The sequence below is a fragment of the Roseibium sp. SCP15 genome, from assembly GCF_040329435.1.
GTDB lineage: Bacteria > Pseudomonadota > Alphaproteobacteria > Rhizobiales > Stappiaceae > Roseibium.
In genome coordinates this window covers 555,656-581,699 of sequence record NZ_JBDZYI010000001.1, presented here as the reverse complement: position 1 = coordinate 581,699, position 26,044 = coordinate 555,656, and the positions used below count along the sequence as shown (strand labels likewise).

The following is a 26,044-nucleotide window of genomic DNA, read 5'->3' as shown; positions in this document are numbered from 1 at the left end:
TGGCTTACTCCAGATTCTGTATCTGCTCACGCATTTGATCGATAACTGCTTTCAAGTCCAGCCCGATTGCCGTCAGATCCACGTCATTGGATTTCGAACACAAGGTGTTTGCTTCCCGGTTGAATTCCTGCGCAAGGAAATCCAGCCGCCGGCCAATAGCCCCACCTGAGTCCATCAGTTCGCGGACAGCGGCAACATGCGCGTGGAGCCTGTCCAGTTCTTCCCGGATATCGGCCTTGGTCGCCAGGAACACCGCTTCCTGATGCAATCTCTGCGGGTCAAGCTGTCCATCCGAAGCGTCCAGAAGATCTGCGACCTGCTTCTGCAGCCGGGCCTTGATTGCTTCGGGCTTGCGGGCAGGAAGATCTTCAGCGGCCTGGGTCAGTTCCGCGATCCTGTCAATCTGACCGCGCACCACATTCCCAATCGCCTGTCCTTCCTTATGACGCATATCGACCAGGTCGATCAGAGCAACATCAAGGGACGTCAGCAGAGCCTTGTGCAGGGCTTCCTGAGCCTCTTCATCTTCTTCTGGCTCTTTCAGCTCGAACACGCCTTTTTGTGCCAGAATGCCATCGAGCGATGGTGGCGCCAAATCCGGCACACGCCTTTTCAGGAGATCAATCGTTGAAAGAACGGCTTCAAGCGCGGATTCATTGACCTGTAACTGCTGCTCCGATTGATCCCGTTGCATTGCCAGACCGATGGAGACGTTCCCTCTGCGCAAAACCTTGCTGCAACGCTCCCGGATCCTGGGTTCTAGGGTCTCCAGGCCAGTCGGAATTCGGATCCTCAAGTCCAGGGACTTGCCATTGACAGACCTCAGTTCCCAGGTCCAGCGGACCGGTCCCGCTTCCCCCAAAGCACGCGCAAATCCTGTCATGCTGGCAAGTGCCATTTGCCCCTCCGGAAATATGCTGATCTGCCTGCGCCGCGCGCCAGAAACAAATCAGTTTGATGTGGTCGGCTTCGCTTCCTGGTTTTTCTCCGCTTCGCGACGCTCCCGCTCAATGCGGCGCCACTTGCGAACGTTTTCCTGATGCTGCTCGTATGTTTCAGCAAAGATATGACCGCCGGTCCCGTCAGCGACGAAGAACAGGTCCTGTGTTCGCGAGGGATTGGCGACGGCCTCCATGGCAGCGCGTCCCGGATTGCCAATCGGACCGGGCGGCAAACCATCAATCTGGTAGGTGTTGTATTTGTTCTCAGCCTTCAGCTCTGACTGTTTGATCGCAGAACGGTCCTTCAACCAGGCTTCTCCGCCGTAAAGGCCATAAAGAATGGTCGGGTCGGACTGGAGGCGCATGTTCTTGTTCAACCGGTTGACGAAAACTCCTGCGACCCGCGGACGCTCGTCTGCAAGTGCGGTTTCCTTTTCAACGATCGATGCCAGGACCACGAGCTCTTCCGGCGAGCCAACCGGCAGGCCTTCCGTGCGGCGCTCCCAGATTTCCGACAGCAGTTTCTCCTGCGCGCTCTTCATCTGGTCGAGAACTTCCTGGCGGCTCGTACCACGGGCAAATGTGTAGGTCTCAGGCAACAGGGCACCTTCCACCGGCACTTCCGTGATTTCACCGACCAAAATCGGGTGCTCCCGCACTCTTTCGATGATTTGTGCTGTCGTCCAGCCTTCAGGGATCGTGACCGAATGGGTAACTGCTTTGCCTTCGACAAGGTCTGTCATGATCTCTTGCATGGAGACGCCGGGAGCAAAGGCATATTCTCCGGCCTTCAGCCTGGTCGCATTCTTGTAGAAACGAATGCCCAGATTGAAGACCCATTCGTCAAACATGCTGTCGTTGATGACGCCCTTGCCCGCGAGCCGGTCGGTGATGCCGGACAAGCCAGCCCCTGAGGAAATGACCACGGTTGCCTCTTGCTGAAGCGGACCGGCTTCCTCAAACTTCTGTTTGCCGAAGTAAAGCGCTGCGCCAAGTGCGGCCAGTCCGAAGACGGCCAGCGTAATGACCATGTTGATCAGAATGACCAGCGGATTGCGGACATGGCGGGATCTTTGTGGCGGTGCAGGCGCCGGCTCAGGCTGCAAGGCTTCACGCGGGCTTTTGGGCTTAATGCGCATATTGGGTCGCACCTCCAAGAATGAGCCCCGGCATCAGTCGCCTGGCTCAAGCGGGCAAGTTGTCACAATCAAAGTCTCAAGCCGGGAGAGAATCGTGCCCGGCTTGAGAGAACTTGAATGGGTTATGCGGCAACTTTGCGGAAGACGAGCGACGCGTTGGTGCCCCCGAAACCAAAGGAGTTGGACAGTGCAACATTGATGTCCATGCTCTTCGGTTTGTGCGGAACCAGGTCGATCTCGGTCTCGACGGAAGGATTGTCGAGATTGATTGTCGGCGGCGCCATGCTGTCCCGAATTGCCAATACGGAGAAGATCGCTTCAACAGCTCCTGCTGCACCCAGCAGATGGCCGATAGAAGACTTGGTGGAAGACATGGTCAGCTTGGACGCATGTTCACCTGCCAGTCTCGTCACCGCTCCCAGCTCAATCTCATCACCGAGAGGTGTCGAGGTGCCGTGAGCGTTGACATAGTCAATATCTGCCGGAGTGATGTTTGCCCGCTTCAGGGCAGCTTCCATGCAACGGTAAGCGCCGTCACCGTCCGAAGAAGGAGCAGTGATATGGAAAGCGTCGCCAGACAGGCCGTAGCCGATCACTTCAGCGTAAATTTTTGCGCCGCGGCGAACCGCATGCTCATATTCTTCAAGAACGACGACACCGGCGCCCTCACCCATCACAAAGCCATCGCGGGCTTCGTCATAGGGACGCGATCCTTTTTCCGGTGCATCGTTGAATCCTGTGGACAATGCGCGGCAGGCAGCAAATCCGGCCAGAGCCAGGCGGCACACCGGCGATTCAGCGCCACCAGCAACCATGACATCGGCATCACCGAATGCAATCAGCCGGGAAGCGTCACCAATGGCGTGGGCGCCAGTCGAACACGCCGTCACGACAGCGTGGTTCGGCCCCTTCAACCCGTGACGGATGGAAACGTAGCCACCAGCCAGGTTGATCAGGCGGCCTGGAATGAAGAACGGGCTGATGCGCCGCGGTCCCTTTTCGGCCAGCAGATGCGCCCCCTGTTCGATGCCCTGCAGGCCACCGATACCGGAGCCGATCAGCACGCCGGAGCGGGTCTGCTGTTCGTATGTTTCCGCCTTGTAGCCAGAGTCGGCCATAGCCTGATCGGCTGCGGCCATCGCATAGACGATGAAATCATCGACCTTGCGCTGCTCTTTCACGTCCATCCAGTCGTCCGGATTGAACGCTCCTTCTTCAGCGGAATCGCGCGGGATCTGACAGGCGATCTGGCAGGCCAGATCGTCAACTTTGAAATTCGTGACCTTGTTGGCCCCGCTCTTTCCTTCGAGGATCTTCTTCCAAGAGACATCAGCGCTACCACCAAGTGGTGACACCATGCCTAGCCCAGTTACGACAACTCGCCTCATACACCCGCACTTACGTTTGAAGGGCCAGGCGGAGAAACTACCCCGCCGGCCCGAACATCAAAAAATTCCGATAAGGACGTTACCGACCTTACTTGTTGGCTTCCAGGAATTTAACAGCATCGCCAACAGTCAGGATGGTTTCAGCTGCGGTATCCGGGATTTCTACGCCGAATTCTTCTTCAAATGCCATGACCAGCTCAACGGTGTCGAGGCTGTCTGCACCCAGATCGTCGATGAAGCTTGCGCCTTCCACAACCTTCTCTGCATCGACACCGAGGTGTTCAACGACGATTTTCTTTACCCGATCCGCGATATCGCTCATCTTTCACTTCCTTAGTTTTCGTCTATTCATCTCTCGCGAAACTGCCCCAGACCGGATTGCTAACAAGCGGCGGTGCGAAATCGCTGTCTTCAAGATGTCGCAGTGCACCCAGCCTTACATTCGGACCCAGCTGCACAATTCGTAACAATCGGCGGGTTGGTAACACACTTTGTTGACCATTACCAGCCGGTCCAGACCGCTTCCGAACAGCCCGGATTCTTTTCGCCTACTCGGCGAAACTCTCTTTTAAATCATAGCCATGCCGCCGTTGACGTGCAGTGTCTGCCCGGTCACGTAGGCCGCTTCGTCGCTTGCAAGATAAAGCGCGGCGGAAGCGATCTCGGCAGAAGTGCCCAAACGCCCTGCCGGAACGCTCGTCAAAATTGATTCTTTTTGCTTGTCATTCAGTGCATCGGTCATGGCTGTTTCAATGAAGCCTGGAGCGATGGTGTTGACAGTAATGTTGCGGCTGGCAACTTCTCTGGCAAGCGACTTGTACATGCCGATCATGCCCGCTTTGGCCGCGGCATAGTTGACCTGGCCCGGGTTCCCCGTAACGCCGACCACGGACGTGATGCCGATGATACGGCCGGAACGCCTCTTCATCATGCCCTTGATCGCAGCGCGGCAGAGATGGAAGCCCGACGTCAGATTGACTTCAAGCACCTGATCCCACTCTTCATCCTTCATGCGCATGAAGATGTTGTCGCGGGTGATCCCGGCGTTGTTCACCAGGATATCGACCGATCCCATTTTCTCTTCAGCGGCAGGAAGCAGCGCGTTGACCGCTTCACGGTCGGACAGATTGGCAGGAGTGACAAATGCCCGCTCGCCGAGATCCGCCGCAAGCGCCTCCAGTTTTTCAGCCCGCGTGCCAGACAGAGATACCGTCGCGCCCTGCGCATGCAGCGCGCGGGCGATCGCCTCGCCGATACCGCCGGTCGCGCCGGTGACGAGTGCGTTTTTCCCTTCCAAGCTGAACATCTGGGGTCCTTCCCTCGTTATATTCCGCCCTTTGCCAGGGCTGTGAACAATTGCTGGCTATAAGGTGCGTTATCCGGAAATCTTTTCAAGAAGAGCGTCAATGTCTTCCGGGGTATTCACCGCGAGACCCACAGACTCCTTGCTGATGCGCTTCACCATCCCGGTGAGAACCTTGCCGGTTCCGACTTCAACAAAGGTGTCGACGCCATTGCCGGCAAGCCAGGAGATGCTTTCGCGCCAACGCACGGTTCCCGTCACCTGCTCAACCAGACGGTCGCGAATTTCAGCCGGGTCCGAGATTGGAGCTGCCAGAACGTTGGCAACAAGCGGGACGACAGGTTCCGTGATCTCCGCATTTGCAAGAGCCTCTGCCATTGCGTCTGCAGCAGGTGCCATGAGCGAACAGTGGAATGGTGCGCTGACCGGCAGCATCACGGCGCGGCGCGCGCCTTTAGCCTTGGCAATTTCAACGGCGCGCTCAACGGCAGCGAGGTGCCCGGATACGACAACCTGTCCCGGTGCGTTGTCGTTTGCAGCCTGACAGACTTCGCCCTGAGCCGCTTCCTGCGCAATTTCGGCGACAACGTCAAAATCAAGCCCCAGAAGAGCAGCCATAGCGCCCTGACCGACAGGAACCGCATTCTGCATGGCATCACCGCGTACCCGCAGAAGGCGTGCGGCGGTCGCAATTTTAAGGCTGCCCGCTGCTGCAAGCGCAGAATACTCACCGAGCGAATGACCGGCGACAAAAGAAGCGCTTGATTTGAGATCCAGACCTTTTGCTTCCAGGACGCGCATGGTCGCGAGGCTGACGGCCATCAGCGCCGGTTGCGCATTTGCAGTCAGCGTGAGGGTGTCTTCCGGACCGTTCCACATGACGTCGGAGAGCTTTTGACCCAGAGCCTCATCCACTTCATCGAAGACGGCCTTTGCTTCAGGGAATGCATCGGCAAGAACCTTGCCCATCCCAACGCTCTGGCTGCCCTGGCCTGGAAATGTGAATGCTATAGTCATCTGGAAAACGCCTCCGTGACACGTGCGCAGGCCGCGCGCATCTGGCGGCAGGCCCTCGACTTTTTGAGAAAGCGGTGTTTCAACCCCGACAGGGATTGAAGATCGAACTTGGCGCGAGGCTATGATACGCCTTTGACCGTACTGTCAAGGCCCAGCAGTCAAACATTTCCCAAAATCGAGATCTTTTTTGACGTATCCAATTCTTCTTGAATATTGATTACAGGCTGGAAGCATCGCTCGACTGGCCCGTTAAGCCAGATGTCTTCCCCTTTCCAAACACGACATCACGGAGAACATCTCTTCGACTCTAGCCGGCATCTGTAGTGTCATACTCCGGGAAGAGAAGCCATCAGTTTCACCTCCAAGGCTTCCTTGTACCGCAATGTTGAGGCAATCAAGAAAAGTGTGGAAACGGTAACGCCGACACTGCTCAACCAATAGTTTTCACATTGACGCAATGCGCGCACAAAAATATTTCTCGTCAATTCTTACATTGTCATTTGCGGTCAGGCCCATGAAAACTTCGAAACGAAAGATACTACAAACAGCTACGCTGGCGGCCTCGCTTATCGTCGCAATCAATTCGGCGACGGCAGCAACCATGGACTTTAGATTCTCTTTCACAAACAGCGACTTATATGGCGGCAACTTGGTCTCTGGGATAGTCCGAGGACTGCAGGAGGGCACTTCAAGCGCGACAAGCGTGGAAATCATCAGCAATGAGAACGGTTTCGGTATTGGCGAATTTGTAGGAAACCCCAACATAAACGTATGGAGGGTTGAAAACGGCGAAGTTACGTTTGCTGACTTTGTTTCACTAGGAACCGTTTCCCAAAGTCCTGCCGTTACTTGCTGCACGTTGGCTTTGTTCTACTATTCTGCATTTGGCGAAGCTGAGGGTGTGTTGGGCAATACTCCCCACGGTGTTTCAACCACGTCGGGAGACTTCGGCCTCAAATTCACCCCTATTCCTCTTCCGTCAGGAGGTTTGCTTCTGATTTCGGCATTCGCCGGCCTAGCGGGAGTTCAACGCTGGAAGAGAGCCAGCAACTAGTCTTGAAAATTGCCCCTACCGACGCCTGTTTTCAACAAGAAAACTGCAGCGTACAGGGAGAGTTTATGCCGTGGTAATCTGCAATCTCATCACGTGCTCGAAGAGTTACTTTCCAATTTGAGCATGCACACGGCAGGTTGAGGCTTGCTTTTCCTGCAAAAGAGAGTATAGAGCGCGCTTCATCCGGGATTTGGCCGGGGGCTGAACGGAAGGGCATTTGCCAGGATCAACTAAAAAGGATCCGACTTCCCGTGTTCCCGCTCTCGTTAGAATTCTCGTGCCTTTCCGGGGCTACGAGGAGGCTTTGCGCCGGCGCCCGTGTTGTTAACCCGAAGAAAGGCTTGTTTCCATGCCTCTTTACGAGCACGTATTCCTGGCTCGCCAGGACGTTTCGACCCAGCAGGTCGAACAACTCGTCGAACAGTTCAAGGGCCTCATCGAAGGCGCTGGTGGTTCTGTCGGCAAAGTGGAAAGCTGGGGACTGCGTACCCTTGCATACCGCATCAAGAAGAACCGCAAGGCTCACTACACTCTGATGAACATCGACGCACCGCATGCAGCTGTTGCCGAGATGGAACGTCAGATGGGCCTGAACGAAGACGTTCTGCGCTTCATGACCTTCCGCGTTGACGAGCTGGACGAAGAACAGTCCGCAATGATGCAGAAGCGTGACCGTGACGACCGCCGTGGCGGTGGACGTGGCGAACGCCCGGGTGGCGGTCGTCCTCCGCGTCGGGCTGAAGGGGAGTAAGAATAATGGTTGATATTGCACAGCTTCCGAGCCGTCGTCCGTTCTTCCGTCGCCGGAAGACCTGCCCGTTCTCCGGTTCCAACGCACCGAAGATCGACTACAAGGACATCCGTCTGCTGCAGCGCTACATCTCCGAGCGCGGCAAGATCGTACCGAGCCGCATCACCGCGGTTTCCGCGAAGAAGCAGCGTGAGCTGGCCCGCGCCATCAAGCGTGCCCGTCTGCTCGGCCTGCTGCCGTTCGTGATCAGCTAAGCAACTCTCTTCAAGAGAGCCCTTCTCCCGGGTCCGCCCGGGAGATCCGTATTGGGACCGCGGACATACGGTCTCTAACCACCGATTGGTGGGACAGTAGGAGAAATATAATGCAAGTTATCCTTCTTGAGCGTATCGCCAGACTCGGCCAGATGGGCGACACCGTCAAAGTACGTGACGGCTATGCCCGTAACTTCCTGCTGCCGCAAGGCAAGGCATTGCGCGCCAACAAGGCAAATCTGGAGCGTTTCGAGCGTGAACGCGCTCAGCTCGAGGCACGCAACCTGGAGCGCAAGAGCGAAGCTGAAGCTGTCGCATCCAAGCTCGACGGCGAAGCTCTGGTCATGATCCGCTCCGCTGGTGAAACCGGTCAGCTCTACGGTTCCGTCTCCACCCGTGACATCGCGGAAGGTCTGACGGCAGCAGGCTTCACCGTTTCCCGTGGCCAGGTTGAACTGCGCACTCCGATCAAGACGATCGGCCTGCACAGCGTTCTGATCCAGCTGCACCCGGAAGTCGAAGTTTCCATCTCCGTCAACGTCGCTCGTTCTGAAGACGAAGCCGTTCGTCAGGCAGCCGGTGAAGACCTCACCGCTCCGGAACAGGATGTCTTCGAATTCGAAGAAGACGACGAAGCTGAAGGTGAAGACGAAGAAGGCACCGAAGAAGGTGCTGAGGCTTCCGAAGAAGCTCCGGCCGAAGAAGAAGCCTAAGGGCTTTCAATCCTTCACAGGTTCGAATCGAACGGCGCTGCTTGCAGCGCCGTTTTTCTTTTGCCGGCTTCTTGCTTCCCGGTCACCCGCATGGGCTTCAAGCTGAGTGTTCAGAGCTTACAGCAAGGCCTTGATTCAGCTTGCCATTTCGTTAACTGCCCATTAATCTTTACAAAAAAATATTTGTTTTCAATAACTAAGAGCTATCCCCCTGAGTCTCCAAACGGCTTTTGAGTCAAGCGAGATTCGATTCTTTCCCCGCTGATCTGTGATTGACGGTGGGAATCGAATTCTGCCGGTTTTGATCCTTGAGCCCTCCCTCAACTGGGAGTATTCCGAATGAACTTGGGTCATCGGGGGAAGATATGAAGGGCACTTTGCAGAAGGTCGAAACGGAAGAGGACGTCCAGCGCCTGGCTCCGCACAATGCGGAGGCTGAACGGCAGCTGTTGGGCGCAATTCTGGTGAACAACGAGACCTTCTATCGGGTTTCCGACTTTCTCGAGCCGCATCATTTCTTTGTGCCGCCGCATCAGGACATCTACGAGAAGATCAGCCACCTGATCCGGGCCGGCAAAACCGCCTCCCCGATCACGCTCAAGACCTTCTATCCGGCAGATGCGAAAATTGCGGATCTTTCAGCAACCCAGTTCCTGCTGCGTCTTGCGGGGGATGCGGCTTCGATCATCAACGCCGAAGACTATGGCCGCACAATCTACGACCTGGCCATTCGCCGCAACCTGATCCGCATCGGCGAAGACATGGTCAACATCGCCTTTGACGCTCCGATTGACGTTCCGCCGACCCAGCAGATCGATGATGCGGAACGCCGCCTGTTCGAACTTGCGGAAACCGGCCGCAGCGAAGGCGGTTTTGTGTCGTTCGGCGATGCCCTGAGCGAAACAATCGAAATGGCGCATGCGGCATGGAACCGCGAAGGCGCTCTGTCCGGAATATCCACGGGCCTTCGTGATCTCGACCGGCTCATGGGTGGCCTGCAGCACTCCGACTTGATCGTGCTCGCGGGACGACCGGCAATGGGCAAGACATCGCTTGCCACCAACATTGCCTATAATATTGCGCAAGCCTACAAATCCGAAGAACAGCCGGACGGGTCAATCAAGACCATGAACGGCGGGGTCGTCGGATTTTTCTCGCTTGAAATGTCAGCAGAACAGCTCGCTACCCGTATTATTTCCGAGCAGGCAGAGATTTCCTCTTCCAAGATCAGGCGCGGTGACATCTCCGAAGCCGAATTTGAAAAGCTTGCGGCGTGTGCGCAGCTCATGCAATCGACACCGCTCCATGTGGATCAGACAGGTGGTATTTCCATTGCGTCCCTGGTTGCCAAGGCCCGCCGCTTGAAGCGTCAGCGTGGTCTTGACCTGCTGGTAGTCGACTATATTCAGCTGCTGTCCGGCTCGGCCAAGAATTCCGGCAACCGCGTGCAGGAAATCACCGAGATTACGACCGGTTTGAAGGCGCTCGCGAAAGAACTCATGGTTCCGATCATCGCCTTGTCACAGCTTTCGCGTCAGGTGGAATCGCGTGACGACAAACGCCCGATGATGTCGGACCTGCGTGAATCCGGCTCGATCGAGCAGGACGCCGACGTGATCCTGTTCGTTTATCGCGAAGAGTACTACCTATCCAAAACCGAGCCTGAAATCGGATCGCCAGAGTATGCAGCCTGGGAAGCAAAGCACGAAGCTGCAAAGGGCAAGGCTGAAGTGATTATCGCCAAACAGCGCCACGGTCCGACAGGTACCGCCAACCTTCACTTCGAAGGCCAGTACACCCGCTTCTCCGATCTTGCCGAAGACGATCACCTGCCTGAACGGTACGAGTAGACTTTCGCCTACCCAAACAATGCTGACCGCAATATACAGTCAAAAACCGGTTGCGCGCCCAATGGTCGCGGCCGCGTTCGTACTTGGGATTGGCAGAGGCCTGGCGCGATGCGATAAGCTCCGCGTCGAATCCTGAAATACACGTTTCAGACCGGAGCATCACACAGATCGTGTCATCCTCGTTTAGAAATCCGCACCCATCAGATCTTTATGGTGGCCGTCTGACCATTGACCTTGGCGCAATTGCGGACAACTGGGCGTTTCTGAACAACAAGCTGGGACGTGAGACGGAGTGTGCAGCAGCGCTCAAGGCCGATGCCTATGGCACTGGCCAGGAGAAGGCCGGACAGGCCCTCTTCGATGCGGGTTGCAAAACGTTTTTCGTCGCTGTTCCAACTGAAGCGCTCGAGCTGCGCAAAACTCTTCCGCAGGCCGTCATTTACGCGCTTGATGGATTGTTTCCCGGAACGGCCGACCATTTCATAAACAGCGATATCCGCCCCGTCCTTGGTTCTCTGGAAGAACTTCTTGAATGGGCAGAGATCTGCAAGTCAACCGGCAAGTCTCTTGATGCAGCCGTTCATGTCGATACCGGCATCCACCGGCTTGGGCTGTCACCTGCGGAGTTTGCCGCCACGATAAGCAACCCGGATCTCATGGGTCCGTTCAAGCCGTCTCTGGTCATGAGCCACCTTGCGTGCGGGTCGACACCAGAGCATCCGATGAACCGGAAACAGCTGGATCTCTTCCAAGAACTCACCGCTCCCTGTTCCGAATTTCCAAGGTCATTTGCCAACTCGGCAGGTGTTTTGATGGGACCGGAATACCATTTCGATCTGGTGCGGCCCGGCATCGCGCTTTATGGCGGGCAGGCGATCGAGACCAAACCCAATCCGATGAAGCCCGTTGCAAAGGTTGAAGCCCGCATCATGATCGTGCGCGATGTTCCTCAGGGCGACACCATCGGCTACGGAGCAAGACAAACCGCGAATAGACCGCTCAGGAACGCGGTCGTCGCCGCCGGATATGCGGACGGGCTTTTGCGCCGGGCCAGCTCAACGGACGAACGCGCAGGCGGATTCGGTATCATCGGAGGCCACAAGGCTCCGATACTCGGGCGCATATCGATGGACATGATCACGCTCGACGTCACGGATGTTCCTGAAGAACTGCTTCAACGCGGCGCGTTTGTGGAAATGTTGGGACCGAATGTTGCGGCTGCCGATATAGCAGCTTATGCCGAAACCATCGATTACGAGTACCTGACAAGTCTCGGTCAGCGCTTTGAGCGCGTCTACGGCCCTCTTATCTGATCGGAGCAGTATTCCATGGCGCGGCGGTCCACTTCCTTTGTCTGCCAGTCTTGTGGCGCAATCACAGCCAAATGGGTTGGACGGTGCGAGTCCTGTGGCGAGTGGAATACGATCGTTGAAGAACAGACCGGAGGCGGGATCGGTGGCGGTCCGGGCCGCGCGAGCCGCAGCAAGGGCCGCGTCGTTCCTCTCGTCGGGCTGTCCGGCGACACCAAGGAAGCGCCCCGCATCCAGACCAATGTTGCGGAACTCGACCGCGTTACAGGTGGCGGTTTCGTGCGCGGCTCCGCGCTTCTTGTCGGCGGTGACCCCGGCATCGGCAAATCCACGCTGCTCATTCAGGCCGCTGCGCAACTAGCCCATCTCGGCCACAAGACTGTCTACATTTCCGGCGAGGAAGCCATAGGTCAGGTTCGCTTGCGTGCCGAAAGGCTCGGACTGGCGGACGCCCCAGTTGCTCTTGCTGCCGAGACCAGTGTGGAAGACATTCTGGCGACACTGGAATCGGACAAGGCTCCGGCGATGCTGATCCTGGATTCGGTTCAGACGCTCTGGACCGACCAGGTGGACTCACCTCCTGGCACGGTCACGCAGGTACGCGCCTCCGCCCAGGCGATGGTGCGCTATGCCAAGAAGAACGGCACCACGCTCGTGCTCGTCGGCCATGTGACCAAGGATGGCCAGATTGCCGGTCCGCGGGTGGTCGAACATATGGTGGACGCCGTGCTCTATTTCGAAGGGGACGGCGCGCACCAGTACCGGATCCTGCGTTCGGTCAAAAACCGTTTCGGCGCGACCGACGAGATCGGCGTCTTCGAGATGACCGGCAAAGGGCTTGTGGAGGTCGCCAACCCCTCTGCTCTCTTTCTCGGTGACAGGACGACATCGGCACCAGGGGCTGCTGTTTTTGCGGGGCTTGAGGGCTCCCGTCCGCTGCTCATCGAAATCCAGGCTCTTGTCGCCCAGTCTTCGCTTGGAACACCGCGCAGAGCCGTGATCGGCTGGGACAGCGCGCGCCTGTCGATGATACTTGCAGTGCTTGAAGCGCGTTGTGGAGTGCGCTTCTCTCAGCACGATGTCTACCTGAATGTGGCAGGCGGACTGAAAATCAATGAACCGGGAGCGGATCTGGCGGTTGCCGCCGCCCTGATCTCATCGCTCAGCGGGCTTGCCCTTCCGGCAAATTGCGTCTATTTCGGCGAGGTCAGCCTGTCCGGGGCCATCCGGCCAGTTGCTCAGGCCCAGTCCAGGCTGAAAGAAGCGGAGAAACTCGGATTCGATCAGGCATATTGTCCGGAAGGAAATCTCAAGGACGGCGCCGCATCGACATTCAAGGCTACCGGACTGCCGGAACTTGGGGACTTTGTTGCCAAACTCTCGGCGCAGGCTGGTGCTTCAGGGGGTGCTTGAAGCAAGATGCGCCTGGGTTCGAACTAAAGATTTCAGCGCTTTTGAGCGCCAGACAGAGGATTTTTCAAGAACATGCCGATTACGCTGCTGGACGGACTGCTCTTGGCCATTATGTTCATTTCGGCAATCCTTGCAATGATCCGAGGGTTTGTCCGGGAAGTCCTTTCCATCGTTTCCTGGGTTGCAGCTGCCGCCGCAGCCTTTTTGCTCTATGAGCGCGTTCTTCCCTACGCCAAGCAATATATCTCACACGACCTTGTCGCCATGGGCGCTTCGGCCGCGGCCGTTTTTCTGGTCACCCTGGTCATCGTCAGCTACATTACCATGAGAATTTCCGATTTCGTGCTGGACAGCCGGATCGGAGCGCTGGACCGGACGCTTGGTTTCGTCTTCGGCGCGGTGCGCGGCTTGCTTCTGGTTGTTGTGGCGATGATGTTCTTCAATTGGTTTGTGCAGCCGGAACAGCAGCCTCAATGGGTTTTGAATGCCAAATCCAGGCCAATCCTGCTATCTATAGGTGAGCGATTGGTTGCAGTGCTGCCGGAAGATCCGGAAAAGGCCATTCTCGACAGGATCCGCGACAACAACCTTACAGGTGGCAGCAGCGCAAGCGCACCGGCAGAAGAGCCGACATACAGCGATTCCGAGCGTCAGGGCCTGGAGCAGCTGACGTCCGATAACAACTGACGCCAGTCATTGGCGCAGCCCCTTGAATCCTGAGCATCCGTCGGCCAGATGTCGGCGATGACGATGTTCTTACATCTTAGATCGATCAACACTTCTGTTTGCACGCGCTTCCGCAGGTAGGCAGGTTGATCTCAAGACCAGGGCCGGCCTCAACCGGCCAGAAAAAGGAGTGTTCGCCATGGCTGGCGGAACCGAGGTGCATGAGCCGTTTGATTGGGACGCGGACACGCTGCGCGAAGAATGCGGTGTGTTTGGTATTCTGGGGCATGAGGACGCCAGCGCGCTGACCGCGCTCGGACTGCATGCCTTGCAGCACCGCGGCCAGGAAGCAGCAGGCATCGTCACGTTCGACAATGACCAGTTCCGCGCAGAGCGGCATCTGGGGCTGGTTGGTGACCACTTCTCGGACGCAGATACGATTGGCCGCCTGACCGGCAGGGCTGCTGTCGGCCACGTTCGCTATTCGACGACCGGCGAGACCATCCTGCGGAACGTCCAGCCGCTTTTTGCCGAACTGGACGGCGGTGGCATTGCCGTATGCCACAATGGCAACTTCACCAACGCCCTCACCTTGCGCCACCAGTTGATCCGCGACGGTGCGATCTGTCAGTCGACTTCCGACTCCGAAGTTGTCCTGCAGCTGGTCGCCAGGTCCCGCAAGGGCAAGATCGTGGACCGTTTCATCGATGCCATCACCCAAATGGAAGGCGCCTACTCGCTGGTTGCGCTGACATCCAAGAAACTGATCGGTGCACGCGATCCGCGCGGTATTCGTCCGCTGGTTCTCGGAGATCTGAATGGTGCCCCGATCCTCGCCTCCGAGACTTGCGCACTCGACATCATTGGCGCGAAATTCATCCGTGAAGTAGAGAACGGCGAAGTCATCGTCTGCACCTCGACGGGCATCCAGTCCTACTTCCCGTTCGGCAAGCAGCCAGCTCGCCCCTGTATCTTCGAATACATATATTTCTCCCGTCCCGACTCCATCGTGGGTGGCCGCAGCGTCTATGACGTGCGCCGCGAAATGGGCAAGCAGCTGGCCCGTGAAACCCATGTCGATGCGGACGTTATCGTTCCGGTTCCCGACAGCGGTGTACCTGCCGCGATCGGATACAGCCAGGAATGCGACATTCCGTTCGAGCTGGGCATCATCAGGAACCACTATGTGGGACGGACCTTCATCGAACCGACGCAGCAGATCCGCGCGCTCGGCGTCAAGATGAAACACTCGGCCAACCGGTCGCAGATCGAGGGTAAGCGGGTCGTCCTGGTGGACGACAGCCTTGTGCGTGGCACCACGTCCGTGAAGATCGTGCAGATGATCCGCGAAGCCGGTGCAAAGGAAGTGCACTTCCGCCTTGCGAGCCCACCAATCAAGTATTCCGACTATTACGGCATCGACACGCCTGTGCGTGAGAAGCTCCTTGCGGCGAAATACAGCCTGGAGGAAATGCGCTCCTACATCGGCGCCGACAGTCTGGCGTTCCTGTCCGTGGATGGCATGTACAAATCCATGGGGTATGAAGGCCGCGACAACGAAAACCCGCAATTTACCGATCATGGATTTACCGGCGACTATCCGACGCCACTGACGGACCTGTCTGAAGACCAGGATTTCGTCAGCGCGCCGCGTCTGGTGGAGGTCGGCTAAAGCGCTCTTAGAGACCCAAGATGCAAAAAGACTTTGAAGGCCGGGTCGCGCTCGTGACCGGCGCCTCCCGTGGTATTGGCTACCAGATCGCAAAACAGCTCGGTGAGCGTGGTGCACATGTCATCGCCCTCGCCCGCACTGTTGGCGGTCTGGAGGAGCTGGATGACGAGATCACGGCGGCAGGTGGCCAGACCACTCTTGTTCCGCTCGACCTGACAGATTTCGATGCTCTGGATCGATTGGGCGCAGCCATATTCGAACGCTGGAAGAAACTCGACATTCTGGTGGGCAACGCCGGCATGCTGGGTGTTCTGTCGCCGCTTGGGCACATCAGCCCGAAGGATTTCGAGAAAGTCATGGCTGTCAACGTAACGGCGAATTGGCGTCTGATCCGGTCGCTGGATCCCCTGTTGCGCCAATCCGAAGCCGGGCGCGCGCTCTTCCTTACTTCCGTTCAGGCGCAAACCTGCACGGCCTTCTGGGGCCTTCAATCGGTCAGCAAAGCGGCCGTCGAAGCCATGGCAAGAACCTGGGCGCAGGAAAGCCTTCAAACTTCGATGAAGATCAACCTTGCGGATCCTGGTCCGACTCGCACAGGATTGCGGGCAAAGGCGATGCCCGGAGAAGTTGCTGAGAACCTCCCTTCGCCTGGAACTGTTGCAGCCGATCTCATTGAGCTGACCAAGCCGGAGGTACTGGAAACCGGCAAGCTCTATGACCGCTGCAGCCGGGAGTGGATGACTTTTTAGGGCCCGCATTCGTTCGGATCGCCAATTCCGGATTGCGGAGCAAGCAATTCGGAACGAGGCGAAGGAAATGCGCAGCGATATCAAGGCAATCGCCTGGGACTTTGACGGGGTGCTCAATCGAAACGTCGTAGATGGCCGCTTTGTCTGGTCAGATACGATTGAAGAAGATCTTGGTATTCCCGCCCGAGCCTTTCAGGAAGGCGTGTTCGACAGCCGTTTTATCGACGTGATTGCCGGAAAACGTGATCTTCTGGAGCATGTCCAGTCATGGCTGGATCTGAACCACAGCCACATCGATGCAAATGCGCTCCTTGATTATTGGTTCGTCAAGGACGATCTGTCCGATCCGCTCACTGGCAGTCTCCTCGACAGATTGAACCAACTGGGTATTGTCCAGGTCATAGCCACCAACAACGAACACCGCCGCGCCAGTTATATCGAACACAAGGCAGGATACGGCGAACGGGTCAGCGCGGTCTTCGCGGCCGGAAGAATGGGATTGGCCAAGCCTGCCCCGGGGTTCTTCGTTCACGTGAGTGACGCGCTGTGCCTGCCGCCTCAAAACATTCTCCTGATCGACGACAGCGAAACAAACACCAGAGCTGCCAAGGCCCTGGGCTGGGATACGTTTCACTTCACCGATGAAAGCCGCGATCAGCTTGCACCTTACCTTGGTCTTTGACACCCTCTTGTCGGCCCGCATTCGACGGCCAGGAGGACATTTCATGAAACTCGGCGCATTTTCCGTCAGCCTGACGGTCAAAGACATTGAAAAATCGATAGAATTTTACAAGGGACTCGGCTTTTCCGATATGGGAGGCAGCGGGTCCGATGGCTGGGCGATCCTGAAAAACGGCGACACCGTCATCGGTCTTTTTCAAGGTATGTTCGACAAGAACATGCTGACCTTCAATCCCGGCTGGGATCAAAGCGCGCAAAAGATTGACGATTTTGAAGATATTCGAACCTTGCAGAAAGAGCTGAAATCGAAGGGATACACCTTCGTTTCAGAAGCAGATGAGACAACCACCGGTCCTGCGAGCTTCATGCTGATCGATCCGGATGGAAACCCGATTTTGGTCGATCAGCATGTTTGATCGTTCGCCAAAATTCTGCTGAAAACAAGCGCCCTGCCATGATTACCATTGCGAATTCCAACCAGGGTTTTATGCTTGGCCAGTCGGGGGTTTCAGGCGCAGGGTGGCGCCAGAAAACTCAAAGGCATTACGCCCATGGTCGGCACGGCCGATAAAGATTTTAGAATTGTCTTCAGGGACGCAGACCTGCCCCAGACGGGCGTGGTTGACGCTGTCCTGCCCTTCTCTTCATCCATCGTTACGGCGCGAGAGCTGATCGCAGAACGCGTGCGCGCCGAATGCGACAATCGTCTGCCAGCCAAGATGGCGTCTCGCCTGCTCGGGCTCGACGCTTTGAGCGAGGCTGAGCAAGCGAATTTCCAGGCATTGCTGGACATCTCCGACGAAACCGTCACCCTTCAGATCCAGCGCGCATTTGAGTCCTTTGAGACCAACGGCTTCCTATTGCTTGTTGATGAAACCCAGGTCGAGGACCTGGAGGAAGAAGTGCATCTGAATTCCGGTAGCGTTGTGACATTCGTTCAACTCACTCCGCTGGTTGGCGGCTGAATGCAGCCCTCCCATCGCTCAACCGTGCTGTTTTCCAGTGCCGGACCTTCAACTACTCCGAGACAACCATAATCAAGAGAACAAATATGCCTCATGCTGAATTCGACAACCAATTCACTGATGTCGACTACGATGCGCTCATGCAGACGGTCGTGTCTGAAATGGAGGCGGCGCGCAAAGACCCAAACCAGACCCTCTCGCCCCAGCAAAGCGCAACATGGGAGAACTTCACCAAAGCATCGTCCGACACGCGCATCGCCTTTGCCAGGTTCCTGTACGGACGGCTGATAAGCGACATCTATCCGGCACAAAAACTCGCGCACCTACCAGAGGATTATGATTTTCGCGAGGAACTGTTCTTTTCCGAGGTGCTGAAGTGCAATGAACCCATCCCCATCGACGAGCTGATCGGCTGGGCCTACCACATCTTCAAACTGCACAGAGACAATGAAGCGGCAGAAACCGACGACAATTTCATGCTCTGCGACGTGCCCTTCGTGCGCATTTTCAGGATCGTCAACAGGCATTCGAAGAACCACGCACCATCAGACCGGTCTCTGTCATGGCTCCTGGACATTCTCTATTTCGCTCAGGACAGCGATGAAGACTATTTCAAGCGACATCAGCTCGACCGCGGGCCTGAGTTCGAGCCGGTGGCAGAACGCATAACCACGCTGCTTGTCACCAACACAGGTCTCAGAGAAGAAGAGCTGCCCTTCCGAGGAAACCTTCTTGGTGACTGGTACTTGAACCGGATAGACGATTTCGGTCCTCACCTGCTCAACGACTTGCGCAGCGCGGACCGCAGCAAGGCCCCAACCAGCAATCAGCTCATACGCCATGCCACGAGCGCGAAGGGAAGCAAACCAACCAAAAAATTCAACACCGCGACCCGTAAGCTGCTCGAAGAGAAAGGCACTGATCAATTTGGTGAACTGCTGCGCCGCTGGCTGCATCTGGCATTGAAGGCCAAGGCAAAGGACGCTGACGAGCCGGTCTTCACCGAAGACAATAGCAACCTTATCAAGGGATTGGTGTGGATGTGTTCGGATCTGCAAGATCCGACCACGGTGAACCTGATTGCAGATCTTTCGGTCAGAGCTATGAAAACCCAACCCGGCGCGGGCGCAGCCTCGCAGGCAATTGCAAATGCCTGCCTTTCTTATCTGGCCGAGGCAAAAGGAGCTGTTGCGACGACACGACTGGCCCAGCTCACCACGGCCATTAAACAAAAAAGCATGCGCAAGAAGATCGAGGATATCGTCGCCGCCAAGGCAGTCGAAGCCGGCCTCACGCCTCTGCAATTGCGAGAACGCTCACTTGGCGATTTCGGACTGGTTGAGGGCAGCAAAACCGTTCCGTTCGCGGATTACAGCCTGCGCATATCAGTGCCCGGTCCTGGCGAGGTGACGCAAACCTGGCTGAAGCCGGATGGCACACCGCAGAAATCCAAGCCGAGTGCCGTGACAAGCGATGCCGACCTGAAAGCGCTCTACAAGACTGTGAAGGGCGATCTGGATGCGATGAGAAAGTCGCATTCTGCCCAAAGAGATTTGATGGACCGGCTCTTTGCGGAAGATCTCTGTTGGCCACTCGCAGACATTGAGCAGTTTTACCTTCACCACGGACTTGTCGGTGTGCTGGCAGGCAAACTCATCTGGGACTTGACGACCGGCTCGACGACGACTCCTGCCGTTTATCATGAAGGCGCGTGGCAGGACGTGACCGGACGAGAGGTTTCGACGGAATCTGGAACGATGGTACGGCTATGGCATCCTGTCGACTACGGTATCGTGGACAGGGAAGCCTGGCAGAAGCGCCTGGAGGTCCTTGGCATCACCCAGCCGTTCAAGCAGGCCCATCGGGAGGTCTATTCCCTAACAGATGCAGAGCGCGAAACCAGCGTCTATTCGAACCGCATGGCGGCCCATATTGTCAAACAGCATCAGCTATCCAGCCTGATGGCGAAGCGTCATTGGGCCTACAAGCTCCTGGGCAGTTTCACTTATTCCGATCGCTCCCAATTCGCCACACGGGATTTTTCCACTTCGCCGTTGAAAGCAGAATTTCTGATGCACGCGGACGAGTCCGCGGAAGATTTTTTGAACGATGCCGGCATATTCAATTATGTGGCGACAGACCAGTTGCGCTTTTTCGGTACGGAAGGCGAACCGGTTCCGCTGGAAGGGGTACCTGCCAGGCTGTTTTCAGAAACCATGCGCGATGCGGATTTGTTTGTCGGCGTTGCAAGCGTTGGCAACGATCCTGCGTGGTACGATCAGGGTCCGACGCCGGAGGCACGCGAATACTGGGATTCATTTGCGTTTGGGGATCTGGATTCGTTTGCGGAAACCCGCAAACGCATTCTCGAAAGCCTGCTGCCCCGCTTGAAAATTGGCAAGGTCGCCAAGGTTGAGGGCAACTTCCTCCACGTTCAGGGCAAACTCAACACCTACAGGATCCACCTGAAGTCTTCGAATATCCAGATGGACCCCGGCAACCGTTTCCTCTGCATCATAAAGGCGCCAGAGACCAAAGGGAGCAAAGGGAGCAAAGTGCCGCTGCCCTTTGAAGGTGATACGAGACTGTCGGTGATCCTGTCGAAGGCGATCATGCTTGCAGCCGATGACAAGATTACGGCACCTGATATCGTCAGTCAGCTGAGCCAGTAATGCTCAAACGGACAGGACGCGTCTGTGTCCTGTCCGGTGACGTTCGCAGTCAGGCCGTTTCAAATGGCGCGAATGAGCTTTCGGCAATATCCTTGATATCGTCAAACACGCCCGGAGCGCCGACGACTACTCGGGCTCCATGGTAGAGTGCGTGATTGATGTCCTGCTCGAGGATCTCACCGCCGGCTTCCTTGGTGATCAACATGCCGGCGAGGCAGTCCCAGGCATTCATGTGGGACTCCACATAGCCGATTAGGCGGCCCGCTGCGGCATAGGCCAGCATCAGGCCGCCAGAGGCATTGCGGAAGAAAACACCGCCCTTGGAGACGAGCGCGCCGACCGCATTGACCGCATCGGTCACAGCGGTGCGACCGTTGAACCCTACGCCGACGGAGCCGTTTGTCAGGCTCTGGCTGTCAGAGGCCTTGATCGGCTTGCCATTCAGGAACGCACCGTGCCCGGCAGCTGCCGTGAACGTTTCCTTGGAAACCGGATCATGAATGACACCGACAATGACCTGCCCCTGATGCACGCATGCAATGATCACGCACCACTGCGGAATGCCGGCAACGAAATTTGCGGTTCCATCGATCGGGTCGGTAACCCAGGTATATCCTGAGGACCCTTCCTCCATGCCATGTTCTTCGCCAAGAATGCCGTCTTCCGGATAATGTTCGGCAAGTTCCTTGCGAATGAGCGTTTCCACGTTCTGGTCGGCTTCGGAGACAAGGTCCTGATGGCCCTTTTGCGTAATCGTCAGAGTGTCCAGCTTCTGAAAATACTCCAGACCAAGTTCACCGGCCTTTTGAGCCAGTTCTTCCGCGAAAGCGAGCCGTTCGGAAACCATAAATTATCTCCTCTAGGGACAGAAACAACGCAGTCGAAACGGGCTGGGAGCAGTTACACTTCCAGTCGCAGCCCATATCGACCGGAAATCGGCTATTGAATTTTGCGCTTTTTCTTAACCGCATAGGGGTTTTCACCCTTTCGGTAAGTCAAGCGAATTGGTGTACCCTGGATTTTGAAGGTCTCGCGCAACGAATTGACGAGATAGCGGGTATAGCTTTCTGGCAGCTGCTCCGGACGGGAGCAAAAGGCCACAAAATGCGGTGGTCTGGTCTTTGGCTGGGTCATGTAGCGCAAACGGACCCGGCGACCGGCAACAGCGGGAGGCGGATGGTTTACCGTCACCCGATCAAGCCAGCGGTTCAGTTTCGAAGTGGAAACGCGCGAATTCCAGGCCTCATAGGCCGTGAAAACGCTCTCTACCAGCCGATCAAGTCCCTGCCCCTGAATGCCGGACAAGGTCGCAATCTGCACCCCACGGATCTGATTGAAATAGCGCTCGTTGGCGTCGCGGATCTTTTTCCAGGCCGCTTCCCGGTCCTCGATCAAGTCCCACTTGTTGATCGCGATGACAAGCGCCCGGCCCTCGCGTGCAACCAGGTCGATGATCTGCAGGTCCTGCTTCTCAAAGGACATGGTGGCGTCCAGCGTCACGACGACCACTTCGGCAAACTTGATTGCGCGCAGTGCATCGGCGACAGACAACTTCTCCAGCTTCTCCTGAACGCGAGCCTTCTTGCGAATACCCGCCGTGTCGAAAAGCTTGATATGGCGATCACGCCAGGTCCAGTCGACTGAAATGGAATCGCGCGTGATACCGGCCTCAGGTCCGGTCAGCATCCGGTCCTCACCCAGCATCTTGTTGATCAGGGTTGATTTTCCGGCATTGGGGCGACCCACGATGGCAACCCGCAGCGGGCGTTCTTTCGTACCCGCCGGATCTTCCTCGTCAATGATTTCGCCATCTTCGTCGACATCGACATTGGTGATGGCTTCTTCGCGCTTGGCCTCTTCCTCTTCGTCAACACGGTCAACGTGAGGCTTGAGGGCGTCATAGAGGTCTGCAAGGCCTTCACCATGCTCAGCGGAAATCGCAATCGGATCACCAAGCCCGAGTGAATAGGATTCGTAAAGCCCGCTTTCTCCCGCCCGACCCTCAGCCTTGTTGGCAAGAAGGATGACCGGACGGGTGGTCTTGCGTGCCACTTCAGCAAAATGAGCATCAAGTGGCGTTACGCCGGCGCGAGCATCGATGATGAACAACACGGCATCGGCGGTTTCAATGGCTTCCTCGGTCTGCCGCCGCATGCGGCCTTCCAGGGTGCTCTTGTCCGCTTCCTCCAGTCCGGCGGTATCGACGATCGTAAAACGCAGATCGCCAAGACGTGCCTCACCAGGGCGTCTGTCGCGCGTTACACCGGGAGTGTCGTCAACCAGCGCCAGTCGCTTTCCGACCAGGCGATTGAACAGGGTGGACTTGCCGACATTCGGCCGTCCGATAATGGCGACAGTTGCGCCCACGGCAGTTACTCCTGACAGGCAGGCCAGCCTGTGGCCTGTCCTTGATAGCTATGACAAAGTCTCGTCACGCAGAGCCATGAGCCCTTGCCTGACGAGACGGTTTTGTCCGCATTAATAATGTGATTGAGCAACATTATCCAACCGGATCGAGCGCACATGCGTCTCAATCCGATGGATGCTGCTCCAGGTCCCCGACCTAGTTGAACGCTGCAACACCGTCGTTGCCAGCAAGCACAACAACGCGCCCACCCGCAACAATTGGCGTCACGAAGACATCCGTGTTGGTCCGCTCCGTCATCATGATCTTGCCGGAAGCGGCATCAACCATTGCGATCTGGCCATCGCTGGAGAAAGCAACAAGCGTTCCATTGGCCAAAATCGGTCCGGCCCAATTCCGGCGGCGCTTCTTTTTCTCCGGACGAGGCAGTGAAGTTGCCCACAGGGTTTCGCCGTTCTTCTGATCCAGCGCCACCATGCGGTCATCCAGATCGACCATGAAGACCGCGCTGCCCGAGACAACAGGCGTGTGAACACTGCCCAGATCCTGTTCCCAGCGGCGCTGGCCCGTACGCGTGTCTACAGCCACAGTCCGTCCGGCCACGCCGGTGGCATACACCGTGTTGCCCGCAACAACTGGGCTGGCTGATACATCAGCAAGGCCTGACAGCGCAAGCGTTCTGAAGCCTCTCGACACACCATCAATCCATTCCGGTTCACCGGTTTTGATGTTGATGGCCATGATTTCACCGGAAGAGAACGGAACGATCACGCGGTTTCCGGAAATCGCCGGATTGGCGGCCGACAAAAGACCCGCGGTCTCTTCGATACCTGCATAGGTCCAGGCAATCGAGCCGTCAGACTGTGACAGGGCGTAAACTTCGTTCGACTGGGACACCACGAAAACATGCCCCCCACCTGCAACCGGAGCACCACGTGCCGGCGTGTCGATATCCGCTTTCCAGATCACACGTCCGGATCCGGCCTCAAGGGCTGCAACTTCCCGATAGCTGGTCGCTGCATAGACCACGCCATCGGAGACCGTCACCCCGCCGCCAGGGCCGATGTCACGCTCACCTTCAGGGCGCAGGTTCTGTGTCCATTGCCGGGCACCACCGGTCGACAGCGCAACGACTTCACCATTGGGCTTATAGACGTAAATCCGGCTGCCATCGCTGACAGGACGAGCCGACACGCGTAGTGCGGATGATGTCAGTCCCCGTCCAGCTGCGCCTACCTGCGACCGCCAGGCCCTGTTGCCGGACACGGATACCGCGACATTCCCCGGATCGTTCGTCAACCCGCCACCGGCCGTCGGCCAGGTCTGCCCGCCAGTCGCCGGACCAACCTTGGCAGTGTAACCAAGCGCTTCGGTCGCTGGATCCGCCCCATCGAACACCGGCTGGCGTTCACCCGGCAACGTCTTTTCGTTGCCAAACGGATTCACGTTGCTGGCGAACTCACTTACCGATCCACACCCGGTCAGAACCAAAGACAACGCAAGGACCCCAAACATGCCTCGCGCGCCGGGAGAAACTGTCGCAAAAATCACTGATTGCTTCCTTCGCCATCTGTCGTCGCGCTGCCGTCGCCAGCACGAATTACATCAGCCAGCAGCGAGACTCTCCGGTTCACGTCGACCGGGGTCTGCTGGTCTTCTTCCAGTGCGGCGATCCACTTTTGGGCGGTTGCGGCGTCACCGTTTTTCCAAGCACTTAAAGCAAGAAGCTCACGTGCTGCTGCACGAAACGGACCGGTGTCTCCGGTCAATCTCTCAACGCGGTCAGCCACAGCGGTGTAATCTTCAAGGTCAACAGCAAGGTATCCCGCACGCAACGCCGCGACATCGCGCAATGCGTCCATCAGGCTGCTGTCATTGGAAAGGCCATCAAATTCTGCAAGCGCTTCAGCGCTCTTTCCGGCATTGGCAAGATCCGTTGCCTGCCGCAGCCTTGCAAGGGCCGGATAGCCACCGATCGAGCTTTCCAGCTCGCCGTAAATCGCCGCAGCTTCCTGATAGTTCTGGTCTTCAGACAGGCGAACCGCTTCAAAGAACCTGTCACCAGCGCTTTGGGATTGCTGTTCCTGCCAATAGAGCCAACCGCGATAACCACCTGTGCCAATCACGATCAAAACCGCAACGCCGATTACCCATGGACCGAAACGATCCCAAAGCCGACGGTATTTCTCCTGGCGGATGTCTTCATCGACTTCACGAAAAATGTCAGACATGCGTGTCTTGTTCCTGCATTCACTCTATCGTTCCGGCACGAGGGCCGGATCGTCACCCCTGTTTGAGTGGCGCACATTATCCATTTGATACGTATCGGGCAATTCCCTGATCGGGCTTAAAGCTACCCTTCGTGGCGCAAGTGGGGCAAACACACACGAAAAGACACAAATCCGGGGAATTTTTGCCTCAAAATTCCAATTACCCCACCGGAACACCGATCAGAAGCACGTGCAGCTTCCAGACGAACAATCCGTAGAGGACCAGTCCGGCTAGAATCACTCCGATATCCGAGTATTTTCCCGGCACTGCCACGGCACCTGCCGCCTGAGGCACTCCCAGTCCTCGCCGCTTGACCGAAATACGGTCTGCAATCGCCCATACAAAGAAACCGCCAAACAACAACACCGATGCAAGGTCACCATTCGCGAGCAAATGCGAAAAGGCCCAAAGCTTGATTGCAACAAGCATCGGATGTTTCAGCGCACGTCTGATCTTGCAAGGTACATAGGCTGCGACAAGGAAGATGAACACCGGCACCATCAGCAGCATGGTGACGTGCCGCAACCAGAACGGCGGATCGTAAACAAGCAGGGGACCTTCAGCGCGGGCGGCGCCATAACCGTAGATAATCAGGCCGAGACCGACCACTGAAACAAGCGTAAACAGCCCCTTGTAACCGTTTTCACCGAGTTTTTCAGTTAACGATCCGCGCACAGCCGAAAACATCGGCAAGGTGTGAACACCCAAAAACAAAATCAGTCCGGCAATCAACAAAGCCATGCATGCTCTCCCTCTTCCCGCCTGCAAGATCCGAACAGAGGGATTGCAGCCGTTGCGGTCCTCTCATCTCAACCGCTTCGGGAACATAGGAGGCGTACCGGACAGCTGCAACCGGGGTTTTCGACACAC

General features: G+C 56.8%; 25 protein-coding genes. 14 read left to right on the top strand and 11 right to left on the bottom strand.

The window, feature by feature from the left end; genetic code table 11:
• Positions 1 to 4: 4 nt before the first annotated feature.
• The 6 genes from ABLO27_RS02650 to fabD all read right to left on the bottom strand — a co-directional run bounded on the left by ABLO27_RS02650 (position 5) and on the right by fabD (position 5,788).
• The gene (locus ABLO27_RS02650; RefSeq protein ID WP_353030260.1) at positions 5 to 898 is read right to left on the bottom strand and encodes a YicC/YloC family endoribonuclease; all 894 of its coding nucleotides are present in this window, start codon (positions 896 to 898) and stop codon (positions 5 to 7) included.
• 51 nt (positions 899 to 949) lie between these two features.
• The gene (gene mltG, locus ABLO27_RS02645) at positions 950 to 2,080 is read right to left on the bottom strand and encodes an endolytic transglycosylase MltG (protein WP_353030259.1); all 1,131 of its coding nucleotides are present in this window, start codon (positions 2,078 to 2,080) and stop codon (positions 950 to 952) included.
• Between the two features lie 122 nt (positions 2,081 to 2,202).
• A complete protein-coding gene (fabF, locus tag ABLO27_RS02640) occupies positions 2,203 to 3,468 on the bottom strand; it encodes a beta-ketoacyl-ACP synthase II (protein ID WP_353030258.1) in 1,266 nt (421 codons plus the stop codon).
• Positions 3,469 to 3,556: 88 nt separating this feature from the next.
• Positions 3,557 to 3,790, bottom strand: coding sequence for an acyl carrier protein (locus ABLO27_RS02635; protein WP_008194310.1), 234 nt, complete (start codon positions 3,788 to 3,790; stop codon positions 3,557 to 3,559).
• Positions 3,791 to 4,036: 246 nt separating this feature from the next.
• Entirely contained in the window at positions 4,037 to 4,774 is a 738-nt protein-coding gene (gene fabG, locus ABLO27_RS02630; protein ID WP_352938535.1) for a 3-oxoacyl-[acyl-carrier-protein] reductase, read from the bottom strand.
• Positions 4,775 to 4,843: 69 nt separating this feature from the next.
• Positions 4,844 to 5,788, bottom strand: coding sequence for an ACP S-malonyltransferase (fabD, locus tag ABLO27_RS02625; RefSeq protein ID WP_353030257.1), 945 nt, complete (start codon positions 5,786 to 5,788; stop codon positions 4,844 to 4,846).
• A 514-nt stretch (positions 5,789 to 6,302) separates the two neighbouring features.
• Here fabD and ABLO27_RS02620 point away from each other — a divergent pair.
• The 14 genes from ABLO27_RS02620 to ABLO27_RS02555 all read left to right on the top strand — a co-directional run bounded on the left by ABLO27_RS02620 (position 6,303) and on the right by ABLO27_RS02555 (position 20,538).
• The gene (locus tag ABLO27_RS02620; RefSeq protein WP_353030256.1) at positions 6,303 to 6,842 is read left to right on the top strand and encodes a hypothetical protein; all 540 of its coding nucleotides are present in this window, start codon (positions 6,303 to 6,305) and stop codon (positions 6,840 to 6,842) included.
• A gap of 349 nt (positions 6,843 to 7,191) precedes the next feature.
• Positions 7,192 to 7,593 carry a 30S ribosomal protein S6 gene (rpsF, locus tag ABLO27_RS02615; protein ID WP_353030255.1) on the top strand — a complete coding sequence of 134 codons (402 nt, stop codon included), beginning with the start codon at positions 7,192 to 7,194 and terminating at the stop codon, positions 7,591 to 7,593.
• Between the two features lie 5 nt (positions 7,594 to 7,598).
• On the top strand, positions 7,599 to 7,847 hold the full coding sequence (gene rpsR / locus ABLO27_RS02610; protein WP_029066450.1) for a 30S ribosomal protein S18: 249 nt from the start codon (positions 7,599 to 7,601) through the stop codon (positions 7,845 to 7,847).
• A 110-nt stretch (positions 7,848 to 7,957) separates the two neighbouring features.
• Positions 7,958 to 8,560, top strand: coding sequence for a 50S ribosomal protein L9 (gene rplI / locus ABLO27_RS02605; protein WP_353030254.1), 603 nt, complete (start codon positions 7,958 to 7,960; stop codon positions 8,558 to 8,560).
• 365 nt (positions 8,561 to 8,925) lie between these two features.
• The gene (locus tag ABLO27_RS02600) at positions 8,926 to 10,410 is read left to right on the top strand and encodes a replicative DNA helicase (protein ID WP_353030253.1); all 1,485 of its coding nucleotides are present in this window, start codon (positions 8,926 to 8,928) and stop codon (positions 10,408 to 10,410) included.
• A gap of 170 nt (positions 10,411 to 10,580) precedes the next feature.
• Positions 10,581 to 11,723 carry an alanine racemase gene (gene alr, locus ABLO27_RS02595; protein ID WP_353030252.1) on the top strand — a complete coding sequence of 381 codons (1,143 nt, stop codon included), beginning with the start codon at positions 10,581 to 10,583 and terminating at the stop codon, positions 11,721 to 11,723.
• A 15-nt stretch (positions 11,724 to 11,738) separates the two neighbouring features.
• Entirely contained in the window at positions 11,739 to 13,133 is a 1,395-nt protein-coding gene (radA, locus tag ABLO27_RS02590; RefSeq protein ID WP_353030251.1) for a DNA repair protein RadA, read from the top strand.
• A gap of 72 nt (positions 13,134 to 13,205) precedes the next feature.
• The gene (locus tag ABLO27_RS02585) at positions 13,206 to 13,820 is read left to right on the top strand and encodes a CvpA family protein (protein ID WP_353030250.1); all 615 of its coding nucleotides are present in this window, start codon (positions 13,206 to 13,208) and stop codon (positions 13,818 to 13,820) included.
• Positions 13,821 to 13,998: 178 nt separating this feature from the next.
• Entirely contained in the window at positions 13,999 to 15,471 is a 1,473-nt protein-coding gene (gene purF / locus ABLO27_RS02580) for an amidophosphoribosyltransferase (protein ID WP_353030249.1), read from the top strand.
• 20 nt (positions 15,472 to 15,491) lie between these two features.
• A complete protein-coding gene (locus ABLO27_RS02575; RefSeq protein WP_353030248.1) occupies positions 15,492 to 16,220 on the top strand; it encodes an SDR family NAD(P)-dependent oxidoreductase in 729 nt (242 codons plus the stop codon).
• Between the two features lie 67 nt (positions 16,221 to 16,287).
• Positions 16,288 to 16,902 (top strand): HAD family hydrolase, encoded by a 615-nt coding sequence (locus ABLO27_RS02570; RefSeq protein WP_353030247.1) that lies wholly within the window; start codon positions 16,288 to 16,290, stop codon positions 16,900 to 16,902.
• Positions 16,903 to 16,945: 43 nt separating this feature from the next.
• Positions 16,946 to 17,317 (top strand): VOC family protein, encoded by a 372-nt coding sequence (locus ABLO27_RS02565; protein ID WP_353030245.1) that lies wholly within the window; start codon positions 16,946 to 16,948, stop codon positions 17,315 to 17,317.
• A 75-nt stretch (positions 17,318 to 17,392) separates the two neighbouring features.
• Complete coding sequence (locus ABLO27_RS02560) at positions 17,393 to 17,866, top strand: hypothetical protein (protein ID WP_353030244.1); 474 nt, start codon at positions 17,393 to 17,395, stop codon at positions 17,864 to 17,866.
• A gap of 86 nt (positions 17,867 to 17,952) precedes the next feature.
• Positions 17,953 to 20,538 carry a DUF4132 domain-containing protein gene (locus tag ABLO27_RS02555; RefSeq protein ID WP_353030242.1) on the top strand — a complete coding sequence of 862 codons (2,586 nt, stop codon included), beginning with the start codon at positions 17,953 to 17,955 and terminating at the stop codon, positions 20,536 to 20,538.
• 49 nt (positions 20,539 to 20,587) lie between these two features.
• Here ABLO27_RS02555 and ABLO27_RS02550 read toward each other — a convergent pair whose 3' ends face one another.
• From ABLO27_RS02550 to ABLO27_RS02530, 5 genes are all read right to left on the bottom strand, one after another.
• Positions 20,588 to 21,385: an inositol monophosphatase family protein gene (locus ABLO27_RS02550; protein ID WP_353030240.1), complete on the bottom strand. Its 798-nt coding sequence runs from the start codon at positions 21,383 to 21,385 to the stop codon at positions 20,588 to 20,590.
• A gap of 92 nt (positions 21,386 to 21,477) precedes the next feature.
• Positions 21,478 to 22,905 carry a ribosome biogenesis GTPase Der gene (gene der / locus ABLO27_RS02545; protein ID WP_353030239.1) on the bottom strand — a complete coding sequence of 476 codons (1,428 nt, stop codon included), beginning with the start codon at positions 22,903 to 22,905 and terminating at the stop codon, positions 21,478 to 21,480.
• A gap of 196 nt (positions 22,906 to 23,101) precedes the next feature.
• Positions 23,102 to 24,454, bottom strand: a complete 1,353-nt coding sequence (locus tag ABLO27_RS02540; RefSeq protein ID WP_353030238.1) for a PQQ-binding-like beta-propeller repeat protein — start codon at positions 24,452 to 24,454, stop codon at positions 23,102 to 23,104.
• Positions 24,451 to 25,134, bottom strand: coding sequence for a tetratricopeptide repeat protein (locus ABLO27_RS02535; protein WP_353030237.1), 684 nt, complete (start codon positions 25,132 to 25,134; stop codon positions 24,451 to 24,453). Before ABLO27_RS02535 ends, ABLO27_RS02540 begins: the two co-directional genes overlap by 4 nt.
• Before the next feature lie 199 nt (positions 25,135 to 25,333).
• Positions 25,334 to 25,915, bottom strand: a complete 582-nt coding sequence (locus tag ABLO27_RS02530) for an NnrU family protein (RefSeq protein WP_353030236.1) — start codon at positions 25,913 to 25,915, stop codon at positions 25,334 to 25,336.
• Between the last annotated feature and the right edge of the window lie 129 nt (positions 25,916 to 26,044).